Below are 11,824 nucleotides of genomic sequence, written 5' to 3' on the forward strand. Positions count from 1 at the left end.
GGGTGGTACCCTGGCACACCATGTGCCAACGAAGAGCGAATTCACGCGTTCCGGCCGTTGACCGGAGGCGAGCCCTGTCCATAGGCTCGCGCGGATGGACAAATGAAGATGGGACCGACAGGCATTCCGAGGGCGGCAGCGACAGGCGCCAGCCTTGCGGGTCTCGACAGCCGCAGCGCGATTATTCTGCGCGAGCTGGTCGAAACCTACGTCGAGACGGGGGAGCCCGTCGGGTCGCGCACCTTGTCGCGCCGGCTGCCGCTTGGCCTGTCGCCGGCAACGATCCGCAACGCCATGGCGGATCTGGAAGATGCCGGGCTGCTTTATGCGCCGCATACCTCGGCCGGGCGGCTGCCGACCGAACGCGGGCTGCGGCTGTTCGTCGACGGGTTGCTCGAATTCGGCGCGCTGGGGGAGGAGGAACGCGGGGCGATCACCGCCCGCTGTGCAGCCTCCGGCCGTTCATTGCAGGAAACGCTGGGGGAGGCCGGGCAGATGCTCTCGGGCCTCGCTGGCGCGGCGGGGCTGGTCGTCGCCCCCACCACCGAAGGCATGGTCCGGCACATCGAATTCGTCGCCCTCGGCGCGGGGCGCGCACTGGTCGTGCTGGTGCATGAAGACGGCCAGGTCGAGAACCGCGTCATCGAGGTGCCGGCCGGATTGCCGCCCTCGGCGATGCAGCAGGCGTCCAACTACCTGAACGCCCGGCTGGCCGGCCGCACGCTGGAGGATGCGCGCGGCGTCATCGCCAGCGAAGTGGCCGACAACCGCACGGCGCTGGACGCGCTGACGCAGCAGGTGATCGAGGCAGGGCTGGGCACCTGGACCGGCGGGCAGGGCGGGTCGCTGATCATCCGCGGCCAGGCGAGGCTGCTGGAGACCATCGACCAGGCCGCGCGGGTGTCCGAGATCAAGCGCCTGTTCGAACGGCTGGAGCAGCAGGAGACGATGCTGCGGCTGCTCGACCTCGCCCAGCGCGGGGAGGGCGTGCAGATCTTCATCGGGGCGGAGAGCGGGCTGTTCGACAGCGCCGGGCTGTCGATGGTGGTGGCGCCGTTCCGCAACGGGCAGGAGAAGATCGTCGGCGCGATCGGGGTCATCGGGCCGACGCGGATCAATTATGGGCGGGTGATCCCAGTGGTGGATTACACGGCGCGGGTGATCGGGCGGTTGTTGGGGTAGGGCGTCTCGGAAAGGGGCTTTGCCTCTCTCCGAACCTCACCCCACCAAAGGCCTCTCGACACCTTGAATTGGCGCCGAACGTGGCCTCACAACGAGCGCAGGGAAGAAGCTTGAGTTTCAGCGGTCATGCTGGCTGCCGCGCCCATTGCCAATAGACGGCATTCCAAAGGGCACCGCCCTTTGGCGGGGTGGTTCGGAGAGGCGGCGCCCCTCCAACCTTCACGTCGGGCGGGAGCGCCGCCCGCTACGATCAGAACGACCCCACCACGCTCCCCAGCACGATCACCACCACCAGCGCCAGCAGAGCGCTGACGATCGTCGTCATGACGATGTCGAGGTAGCTTTCCTTGTGCGTGGACCCGCACACGGCGAACAGCGTCACCACCGCGCCATTATGCGGCAGCGCGTCCAGCGTGCCGGCGCTGATTACCGAGACGCGGTGCATCAGCCCCGGATCCAGCCCGATCTGCGCCGCCAGCGCCATGTAGGTCGGCCCGAGCGCGTCCAGCGCGATAGTCAGCCCGCCCGAGGCGGAACCGGTCAGCGCTGCCAGGATCGTCACCGCCGAGGCGAGGGAGACGAGCGGCCCGCCGCCGATCCCGAGCACCCAGTCGCGCACCGCCTCGAAGGCCGGCATGGCCGCCACCACGGCGCCGAAGCCCACCAGGGACGCCACCGAGAAGATCGGCAGCACCGAGGCGTTGGCGCCGGCATCCATCGTCGCGCGCAGCGAGGGCAGGCGCCAGAAGCTGACTGCCAGCAGCACGCAGATGGCGACGAACAGCGCCACCGCCACCGACCACACGCCGGCCACGGCGCCAAGCGACGTGCCGCCCCAGCGCGGCTCGGCCAGGAAGGCGGCATCCATGTTGGGCAGCACCAGCATCGACATCAGCAGGTTGACGCCGACCACAACAACCAGCGGCAGGGCGGCGAGCAGGACCGGCATCTCCGTCTCGGTCGCCTGGCTGCGATGCATCTCGGCGGGGTCGAATTCGCGCGCGACGGAGGCGCGCTCGCGGATCAGCGGGTCGTCCGCGGCGGCATCGACGGGGGCCGGCGCGTCATCGCCGAATCCCTCGCCGGCGGCCCGCGCGAGAGCCTCGGCACGCTGCATCCACCACAACCCAAAGCCGAGCATGATGGTCGAGGCGATGATGCCGAGCCCCGGCGCCGCGAAGGGGGTGGTGCCGAAGAAGGGCATCGGGATGGCGTTGGGGATGGCCGGCGTGCCGGGCATGGCCGACATGGTGAAGGTGAAGGCGCCGACGGCGATGGCCCCGGGCATCAACCGGCGCGGGATGCCGGCCTCGCGGAACAGCGCGGTCGCCATCGGGGCCAGCACGAAGATCGCGACGAAGAGCGAAACGCCGCCATAGGTGACCGCGGCACCGGCCAACGCGACGGAGAGGATTGCGCGCTTCGGGCCGAGGGTGCGCGTCATCCAGCGGGCGATGGTACTGACCGCGCCGGAATCCTCCATCAGCTTGCCGAACAGGGCGCCGAGCAGGAACAGCGGGAAGAACTGCGCGACGAAGCGCGCCGCGCTGTTCATGAAGGTCTCGGTCCAATGGGCGAGCAGCGGTTCGCCCGCGAAGCCCGCCGCCACCAGCGCCGCGATCGGGGCGAGCAGCAGCACCGACCAGCCGCGATAGGCGAACCAGACGAGCAGCGCGAGGCCGGCGAGGATTCCGATCAGGCCCATCGGCTCAATCCGTCTTCAGCAGGTATTCGATCGGCAGCGTGGAGCGCGTGCCGAGGGCGGGGCCGTTCTCGGCCATGAAGGCGTCAGCGGCGCGGCGGCCCTCGTCGCGCAGCATGGTCAGGAACTCCCATTCCGCATTCAGCTTGGAGGACGCGCCGAGTTCGGTCAGCAGCGCGCTGCGCACCAGATGCACGCGCATCCTCGCCCAATGCGCGGTCTTCTCGTTGCCGGGGTCGGAGACTTCCCGCAGCAGCGCCATCATCTGCAGTTCCTTGAGCAGGACAGCGTTGAAGGCGACCTCGTTCAACCGGTTGAGGATGTCGCGCGCGGTCTTCGGAATGCCGGGGCGCTCGACCGGGTTGATGCCGACGATGATGGTGTCGTCCGACACGCATTCATTGATCAGCGGCGTCATGGTCGGGTTGCCGGAATAGCCGCCATCCCAATAGGCCTGGCCGTCGATCTCGACCGCCTGGAACATCGAGGGCAGGCAGGCCGAGGCCATCAGCGCGGCGGGCGTCACATCGGCATTGCGGAACACGCGCGGGCGGCCGGTGTGGACGTTGGTCGCGGTGATGAACAGCTTGATGGGTGCGGCGGCCAGCGCGTCGAAATCCACCGTCTCGGCCAGCACGGCGGCGAGCGGGTTCGGCAGGCCGAAGTCGAGGTCGTAGGGCGAGAACATCCGCGTCGCGATGTCCATCGCGAGATAGGCTGGCGAAGAGTCGAGCGACCAGCGCCCGAGCAGCACATCGAGCGGCCCGCGCCTGAGCGGGCTGTGCGCGGCCGATTTGGAGACGCGCTTCCAGAAGGTCTCGAGCGCGGCGCGCGCGCCCTCGGCGCCGCCCTGCATGTGGCCATAGGCCATGACCGCGGCATTCATCGCGCCGGCCGAGGTACCCGAGATCGCCTCGACCTTCAGGCCATTTTCCTCAAGTAGGCGGTCGAGCACGCCCCAGGTGAAGGCGCCGTGGCTGCCGCCGCCCTGCAGCGCCAGGTCGATGAGCAATGGTTCACGCGATGTGGCGGCCGCCGCTGGGCGCGGCGTCCGCGGCTGGGGCGATCTGGTGTTGGCCACAGGCGGTTCCCGTCAGGTTTGTGCGCCGCACAATAACCCGACCGTCGCCGAAATGGCACCCATTGCGTTCCGGGCGGCCTGTGCCCGCCGTCCCAAACGCCGTTCAGGCCGGCGGCCGGTGCACCGTGGCGCGCAGGGCGTCGAGCACCGCATCCATCGCGGCCTGGAAACCCGGGCCGTCCAGGTAGCCATCCATCGCGCCGGTACGGTCGAGGAAGGTCTTCCAGGCCGGCTCCTGCATGCCGCGATGGAAGCGGACATGCAGCGTGGCGGTGACATCATCCGGCAGGCCCGCCGGTCCGCTGAGGCCCTTCATGTTCTCCACCACCACGTCCCAGCCCAGTTCGCGCAGCGTCGGCACATCGGGATAGACCGGGATGCGCTCGGCCGAGGCGACGGCGAGCGGCCGTACCTCGCCCGCCTGGGCGAGCCCGGCCATTTCCTCCGGCGCGAGCACGGCGAGTTCCACCGTGCCGGACATCAGCGCCTGCAAAGATGGCGCGCCGCCGGTATAGGGGATGTGCAGCAGCTCAATCCCGGCGGATTGCGACAGCAACACGAACACCGCGTGGTAGATCGACCCGATGCCGGAGGAGGCATGCGGGATGCTCCCCGGTGCGCGCTTCGCCGCCTCGACCACCGCGGGCAGGTCGGCATAGCGGCCGCCCTTCTTTGCGACGATCACCAGGGGCTGGCGCGTCAGCCGGATGATGGCGCGAAATGAGGTCTTGGGGTCATAGGGCAGGTCGCGGAAGGCGGGCAGCGAGGTGCTCTCGCTGCCGCCGGCGACCAGCAGGTTCAACCCGTCCGGCGTCATCCCCGCCATCTGTTGGGCGGCGATCGCGCCGCCGGCGCCGGGACGGTTGATGATCACGAGCGGCGCCGGAAAGAAGCGGGAGGAGGCCTCGGCGATCGCGCGCGCGGCGAGGTCCGCCCCACCGCCGGGCGCGAAGCCGACGATGAGCTGGATCGGGCGGGACGGCTCCCAGGCTGCGCGGGCGAGGCGCGGGGCGGCGAGCAGGCCGGCGGCGGCGAGCAATGTGCGACGGTTGGTCATGGCGTTTCTCTCCCGGACTGTTTGAGGGCAGCCTAGGCGGGGCGGGGAGGCGGGGAAAGATTGTTGCCGTCTTGCGCCGGCTCGCCGGCGGGATGGAGGGCCGGCGAGGGCTTTGCCCTTTCAATTGACGTCGCGCCGCAACGCCAATGAGAGCCCGTGGCCGAAGGGCCTCTGGAAACCGATAACTCGTATTGGGCGATGGGGACTCTCGCGGAACCAAAGCCGTGTTGGGCCCGAGCACAACTTGCGGCGCTCCTCCCGCCCGCAATGTCAGGCTCCAGGTATTGGTGTCCGGGGCCTCTCCATTCCAAGCGCCATCGCGCGACTTGTTCGCGTCGCGTCGCCTCGCTAAGTTCCGCCCAGCCATTGGCACAACCATGAGGGCCGCGTGACCTTCTTCCGGCATTATCGCCAGCGTGGCCCTGTCGTCGCCCTGCAGATGCGTTTGCAGGGCTGATCAGGGTACGGACCCCAGCGTCCTTCTTCCCGGTCGGCTCATAGCCGGAACACCCGTTCCGCGCACGCAACTCGCGTGCGGGCGGGACCGAGGAAGACAACACCATGTCCTTGATCTCCATCCGATCGCTCGGCATCACGCTCGGCGTCCCGCTGTTTTCCAATCTCGACCTCACCGTGCATCCGGGCGACCGGATTGGCCTTGTCGCCGCCAATGGCCGCGGCAAATCGACGCTGCTGCGCTGCCTGGCCGGCCTCGTGGAGCCAACCGACGGCAGCCTTCGATATGCGCGCAATGCTCGGGTCACGCTGATGCTGCAGGACCCGGGCGCCGACCTCCTGGCGCTGCCGATCCGCGATGTCGTGCTGGAGGAATTACCGGTCGACACCCGCGCCTGGGAGGCTTGGCGCGCCGATGTCGCGCTGGAAGCGATGGATACTCCCGCCGAACTCTGGGACCGCCCGCTCGGCGAGCTCAGCGGCGGCTGGCAACGGATGGTCCTGCTTGCCCGCGCCTGGTTGACCGAACCTGACATCCTGCTGATGGACGAGCCGACCAACCATCTCGACCTCCAGCGGATCGGGCAGTTGCAGCGCTGGATGGCCGCCCGGCCGAAGGACACGGCCATCATCATCGCCAGCCATGACCGCGCCTTCCTCGATGCCGTCACCAACCGGACACTGTTCCTGCGCGGCGAGGCCTCGGTGGATTTCGCGCTGCCCTATTCGCCGGCCCGCGCCAGCCTCGACGAGGCGGACGCCGCGACGGCCCGTCGCCATGAGACCGATCTGCGCCAGGCCGACCAGCTGCGGCGCCAGGCCGCCAAGCTCCACAATATCGGCGTGAATTCGGGGTCCGACTTGCTGACGGTGAAGACCCGGCAGCTGAAGGACCGCGCCGAGCGCATCGAAACCGCCGCACGCCCGGCGCATCGCGAGGCATCGGCCGGCAGGATCCGGTTGGCGGAAAGCGGCACCGACGCCAAGGTCCTGCTGGCCATGAACGAGTTGCGCGTGACGACGCCGGCCGGGCAGCGCCTGTTCGCCACCGGCAAGTTGTGGGTGCATCCCGGCGACCGCGTGGTGCTGCTCGGCCGGAACGGCGCCGGCAAGTCATGCCTGCTCGACCTCGTCACGCGCGCGATGCGCGGCGAGGCCTGCGAGGGCCTGCGCTGCAACCCGTCGGTCATTCCCGGCATCTGCGACCAGACGCTGAGCCACCTGCGCCCGGAGGAGAAGCTGCACCGGGTGATCGCGGACCGCTTCGAGGTGGGCGAACAACGCATCCGGGCGCTGCTGGCCGGGGCCGGGTTTCCGGTCGAGCAGCAATCCCGCACCGTCGCCGTGCTGTCCGGTGGCCAGCGGGCGCGGCTTGCCATGCTGGTGCTGCGGCTGGAACAGCCGAATTTCTACCTCCTCGACGAGCCGACCAACCACTTGGACATCGACGGGCAGGAGGCGCTGGAGTGGGAACTCAACCGCGGCGAGGCGGCCTGCCTATTGGTGTCCCACGACCGCCGCTTCGTCACGAATGTCGGCAACCGCTTCTGGCTGATCGAGCGCGGGCGTCTGGTCGAGGTCGATGCCCCCGATGCGTTCTTCGAGGCTGCGATGAACGAGCGGTAGCGGCGGCGCTACCCTGCCGCCAGTCCTTACATCGCGGCGCCGGCCCGGCGCAGCGATGGGTCGAACGGATTGATCCCGCGCCCGATCCCGGCCGCTTCGCGCTTCAGCATCTCGGCCATCACCGCGCGGCGGTCGGGCGTCAGCCGGTCGGTGGTGGTGCCGATGCTGATCGCGGCGACGGCGCGGCCATCCTGGTCGAAGATCGGCGCGCCGAGGCCGGCCATGCCGGGGATCAGCCCCGCCGCCCCGCCGCAATAGCCATCCCGCCGCACCGCAGCGAGTTCGGCACGCAGCGTCGCCTCGTCCGGTCCGCCGATGTCGCTGATGCGCGGCAGGTTGTGGCGGATCACCTCATCCTGCTCGGCCGGGGGCAGGAAGGCGAGAATGGCGGTCGAACCCTGGCCGATGCCAAGCGGCACGCGCCCGCCGATATCCCCGGTGAAGGAACGGATCGGCAGCGAGCCCGCGCTGCGCTCGATGCAGATGGCGTCGTAGCCATTGTGCACCAGCAGGAACAGCGTCTCGCCCAGGGAGGCGGTCAGGCGCAGCAGCGTCGGCCGCGCCAGGTCGCGCAGGCCGAGCGTGTCGCCCGCCCGCGCCGCCAGCACGAACAGTCCAAGGCCGAGCGTGTAGCGCTTGGACCGCGCATCGAAGGCCACGGCGCCCTCGGCGGCCAGCGCCCGCAGCATGCGATGGACGGACGGGCGTGGCAGGCCGGCGCGGTTCGCGATCTCGGTGAGCCTGGCCCCGCCCGGACCGCTGTCGCCGAGCAGGCGGAGCAGGCCGAAGGCGCGGGCCAGCCCGCCGGTTGAGGTATCCTGCGACAATTCCGACACGCGACTCATTTCCTTGACTCTATCGATAAAAATTCCGTTGAGAGAAAATATAACGGAAAACATCTCGTCCTGAGGAAATAAATGCTTGCCGGCAGGGGAATTGCAACAGGATAGTCATACCGCGCAAGGCGCGATCATCCGCGATAGGGAAGCAGCTTCATGGCCCGTTGGCGTGTTGGCGTGGATTCGGGCGGTACCTTCACCGATGTCTGCCTCTTCGATGAGGAGGACGGGCGGGTCGAGGTGTGGAAGGTCTCTTCCACCCCCGATGACCCATCCCGCGGCATCGCCCAGGGGGTCGAGGAAGGCATGCGTCGCGTCGCCCCCGAGGCCGCGCAGCCGGGCGCGCCGGTGACGTATTTCGGCCATGGCACCACGGTTGCGACCAATGCGCTGATCCAGCATCGCGGCGTGAAGACGGGCTTGGTGACGACCGACGGCTTCCGCGACCTGCTCGAGATCGGCCGGCAGAAGCGCCCCGACCTCTACGACATGCAGGCGGACAAGCCGCCGACGCTGGTGTCGCGTGACCTGCGCCAGGAAGTGCCGGAACGCGTGTGCCACGATGGCCGCATCGACCTACCGCTGGATGAGGCGCGCATGCGCGTCGCCGCGAAGGCGTTGAAGGAAGCGGGGGTGAAGGCGATTGCTGTCTCCTTCCTCTACGGCTTCATCCGGCCGGAGCATGAACAGCGCGCCGTTGCCATCCTGCGCGAGGAAATGCCCGACGTCTTCATTAGCGCCGGCCACGAGATCGCCCCGGAATTCCGCGAATTCGAACGGCTCTCGACCGTGGTGCTGAACGCCTACCTCGGGCCGGTCATGCGCAATTACATCGAGCGCCTGACGCCGCGACTGCGCGACCTCGGCATGACAGCGACGCCGCATCTGACGCAATCCAATGGCGGCGTCATCGGCTTCGGCACGGCGGCCGAGATGCCGGTGCGCGCGGTGTTGTCCGGCCCGTCCACCGGCGTCGTCGGCGCCCAGGCGATCGGCCGCGTCGCGGGCTTCGAGGATCTGATCACCTTCGACATGGGCGGCACCTCCACCGATGTCGCGCTGCTCAATGGCGGACATTGCAAGCTGACCTCGGAGGCCATGGTGCATGGCTATCCGATCAAGGCGCCGATGCTCGACATCCACACGGTCGGCGCCGGCGGCGGGTCGATCGCCTATATCGATGGCGGCGGGCTGCTGAAGGTCGGGCCGCGCAGCTGCGGCGCCGATCCGGGGCCGGTCTGCTACGACCGCGGCAACACGGAACCGGCGACGACCGACGCCAATGTCGTGCTGCAGACGCTGAACCCCGAATACCTGCTCGCCGGCCGCATGAAGGTGGACCAGGCGCTGGCCAAGGCGTCCATCGCCAGGCTGGCGGAAAGGCTCGGCCTCGGCGTGATGGAGACGGCGCAGGGCATCATCTCCGTCGTCACCGCCAACATGGCGCGCGCGATCCGGGTGATCTCGGTGCAGCGCGGCTATGACCCGCGCGACTACACGATGATGGCCTTCGGCGGCGCCGGGCCGCTGCATGCGGCGCGGCTGGCGCGCGAACTCGACATGAAGCGCGTGCTGGTGCCGCCTTATCCTGGCATCCTCTGCGCCATGGGGCTGCTGCTGACCGACCTGCGCGCCGATTTCGCCGCGACGAAACTGCTGCCGGCGACGGCGGAGTCAGTTGGTGATGTCGCCGCCGCCTTCGATGGGTTGGTGACGCGTGCCGAGGAATGGTTCCGCCATGAGGAGATCGCCGCCGGCGACCGCCACATGACCCGCACGGCCGATATGCGCTATGCAGGGCAGAACTACGAACTCGCCGTGCCGCTGCCCGATGGGCCGGTGACGGCGGCGACCATCGCGACTCTCGCCGAAGGTTTCGCCGAGGCCCACAAGCAGCGCTACGGCTTCATCGCCGAGGGCGAACCGGTGCAGCTGGTCACGCTGCGCCTGGAAGCCACGGGCAGCGTGAAGAAGGCGGAACTGAAATCGTATCCCGATGCCGGTCCGGATGCCTCCGGCGCTATCATCGGCGAACGCGATGTCTGGTTCCCCGAGGCCGGCGCCTTCGTCCACACGCCGATCTACAGCCGCGAGAAGCTCGCACCCGGCAACCTCTTCACCGGCCCGGCGATCGTCGAGCAGATGGACACCACCACCGTCGTGCTGCCCGGCATGCACGCCCGCGTGGATGCTTACCTGAACCTGATCCTGGAGGTGACGGCATGAACGACGCGCCCGCGACCCACGCGCCCGTGCTGGACCCGATCACCGTCGAGGTGATCGGCGCCGCGCTCTCCTCCATCGTCGAGGAGACCGGGGAGGCGCTGATCCGCGCCTCCTACTCCACCAACATCAAGGAACGGCGGGACTGCTCGACGGCGCTGTTCGACACCGCCGGCAACACGCTCTGCCAGGCCGAGCACATTCCGATCCACCTCGGCAGCTTCATCGGCATCGTGCCGCACATCATGAAGAAGCACCGGGTTGAGGAGATGCAGCCTGGCGACGTGTTTGTCGGCAATGACGCCTATGAAGGCGGCGGCACGCACCTGCCCGACATCGTGCTGGCCGAGCCGATCTTCGTCGATGGCGCGATCGTCGCCTGGACGGTGAACCTCGCCCACCATTCCGACTTCGCCGATCGGGGGCACGCCCATATCTATCAGGAAGGCCTGCGTATTCCGCCGGTGCGGCTGTATCGCGCCGGGGAACTGCAGAAGGATGTGCTCGACCTCATCCTGCTGAACTGCCAGGTGCCGCGCGAACGCCTCTCGGACCTGCGTGCGCAGATGGCGGCGAACCGCGTCGGCGTGCAGCGCTTCCAGGCGCTGTGCACGAAGTACGGCACAGCGGTGGTGCTGGCCGCGGGTGCCGCGTTGCTCGACTATGCCGAGCGCAAGATGCGCGCCGGCATCGCCGCCATGCCCGACGGAACCTGGACCTTCGAGGATGTCTTCGAAAGCACCGAGGTCACCGAGCATCTGCCGCTGAAGGTCCGCGTCACCATCCAGGGCGATGCGATGGCGCTGCATTTCGACAGCCCGAAGCAGTTGCGCGCCGGGCTGAACATGACCTGGACCGCGCTCGCCGCGACCGCCTACTACGTCGTGAAATCGGTGGTCGATCCGACCATCCTGCCCAATGCCGGCCTCGCGCGGCCGCTGACGGTCACCGCGCCCAATGGAACCGTGCTGAACTGCGCGCATCCGGCCGCGGTGAATGGCCGCGTGCAAACCTGCCAGCGCGTGTCGGACCTCATCATCGGTGCGCTGGCGCAGGCGGTGCCGGAACGCGTAACGGCCTGTTCCAACTCCGTCTGTACCGTGGCGACCTTCATCGGGCAGCGGCCGGATGATGGCGCGATCTGGGTGTATCTGGAGACGATGGGCGGTGGTGCCGGCGCGCGCGCGACGAAGGACGGGCTCGACGGCGTGCATGTGCATGTCACCAACACTTCCAACCTGCCTGTCGAGGCGCTGGAGATTGAGTACCCGCTGACGCTGCTGCGCTATGAACTGGTGGATGATTCGGGTGGCGTCGGTCAGTTCCGCGGCGGGATGGGGCTGCGCCGCGTTTATCGTGCCGACCAGGATTGCCGCGTACGCGTCGATGTATCGCGACTGACCTCGAGCTCCTGGGGGCTGCTCGGTGGTGGTGCCGGCGGGCATGGCGCCATCGAATGCGGCCCCGGCGTGGTGTTCGACAAGGACAATGCGGTGCTGAAGGCGGGCCAGTGGTTCGCCGTGGTCAGCCCCGGCGCCGGCGGCTACGGCCCGCCGAACAAGCGCGACAGCGCCGCCGTGGCGCGCGACCTGGCCGAAGGCGCGATCGGGCAGAAGACGGCACGCGATATCTACCGCTACGCTGGGTGAACCAAGGCT

The 11,824-nt window shown here is 68.7% G+C and carries 8 protein-coding genes; 4 read left to right on the forward strand and 4 right to left on the reverse strand.

What is annotated here, in order from left to right; all coding sequences use genetic code 11:
• Window positions 1-102: 102 nt before the first annotated feature.
• Window positions 103-1,182 carry a heat-inducible transcriptional repressor HrcA gene (hrcA, locus tag IEY36_RS25425; RefSeq protein ID WP_229681567.1) on the forward strand — a complete coding sequence of 360 codons (1,080 nt, stop codon included), beginning with the start codon at window positions 103-105 and terminating at the stop codon, window positions 1,180-1,182.
• Between the two features lie 250 nt (window positions 1,183-1,432).
• Here the strand turns inward: hrcA and IEY36_RS25430 are convergent, their stop codons facing one another.
• The 3 genes from IEY36_RS25430 to IEY36_RS25440 all read right to left on the reverse strand — a co-directional run bounded on the left by IEY36_RS25430 (window position 1,433) and on the right by IEY36_RS25440 (window position 5,022).
• Window positions 1,433-2,887 carry a GntP family permease gene (locus tag IEY36_RS25430; RefSeq protein WP_188972204.1) on the reverse strand — a complete coding sequence of 485 codons (1,455 nt, stop codon included), beginning with the start codon at window positions 2,885-2,887 and terminating at the stop codon, window positions 1,433-1,435.
• A 4-nt stretch (window positions 2,888-2,891) separates the two neighbouring features.
• Entirely contained in the window at window positions 2,892-3,896 is a 1,005-nt protein-coding gene (locus IEY36_RS25435; RefSeq protein WP_229681568.1) for a patatin-like phospholipase family protein, read from the reverse strand.
• A gap of 172 nt (window positions 3,897-4,068) precedes the next feature.
• Window positions 4,069-5,022 (reverse strand): tripartite tricarboxylate transporter substrate binding protein, encoded by a 954-nt coding sequence (locus IEY36_RS25440; protein WP_188972206.1) that lies wholly within the window; start codon window positions 5,020-5,022, stop codon window positions 4,069-4,071.
• 561 nt (window positions 5,023-5,583) lie between these two features.
• Here IEY36_RS25440 and IEY36_RS25445 point away from each other — a divergent pair.
• Window positions 5,584-7,104 carry an ABC-F family ATP-binding cassette domain-containing protein gene (locus IEY36_RS25445; RefSeq protein WP_188972208.1) on the forward strand — a complete coding sequence of 507 codons (1,521 nt, stop codon included), beginning with the start codon at window positions 5,584-5,586 and terminating at the stop codon, window positions 7,102-7,104.
• A 26-nt stretch (window positions 7,105-7,130) separates the two neighbouring features.
• Here the strand turns inward: IEY36_RS25445 and IEY36_RS25450 are convergent, their stop codons facing one another.
• On the reverse strand, window positions 7,131-7,940 hold the full coding sequence (locus IEY36_RS25450) for an IclR family transcriptional regulator (protein WP_229681569.1): 810 nt from the start codon (window positions 7,938-7,940) through the stop codon (window positions 7,131-7,133).
• A gap of 159 nt (window positions 7,941-8,099) precedes the next feature.
• On the opposite strand from IEY36_RS25450, the gene IEY36_RS25455 reads away from it, so the two are divergent.
• Together IEY36_RS25455 and IEY36_RS25460 are read left to right on the forward strand one after the other, a co-directional pair.
• On the forward strand, window positions 8,100-10,169 hold the full coding sequence (locus IEY36_RS25455) for a hydantoinase/oxoprolinase family protein (protein WP_188972212.1): 2,070 nt from the start codon (window positions 8,100-8,102) through the stop codon (window positions 10,167-10,169).
• The gene (locus tag IEY36_RS25460) at window positions 10,166-11,815 is read left to right on the forward strand and encodes a hydantoinase B/oxoprolinase family protein (protein WP_188972214.1); all 1,650 of its coding nucleotides are present in this window, start codon (window positions 10,166-10,168) and stop codon (window positions 11,813-11,815) included. The genes IEY36_RS25455 and IEY36_RS25460 overlap by 4 nt, the downstream gene beginning before the upstream one ends.
• Window positions 11,816-11,824 lie beyond the last annotated feature (9 nt).

The organism is Neoroseomonas lacus (genome assembly GCF_014644535.1).
Lineage (GTDB): Bacteria > Pseudomonadota > Alphaproteobacteria > Acetobacterales > Acetobacteraceae > Neoroseomonas > Neoroseomonas lacus.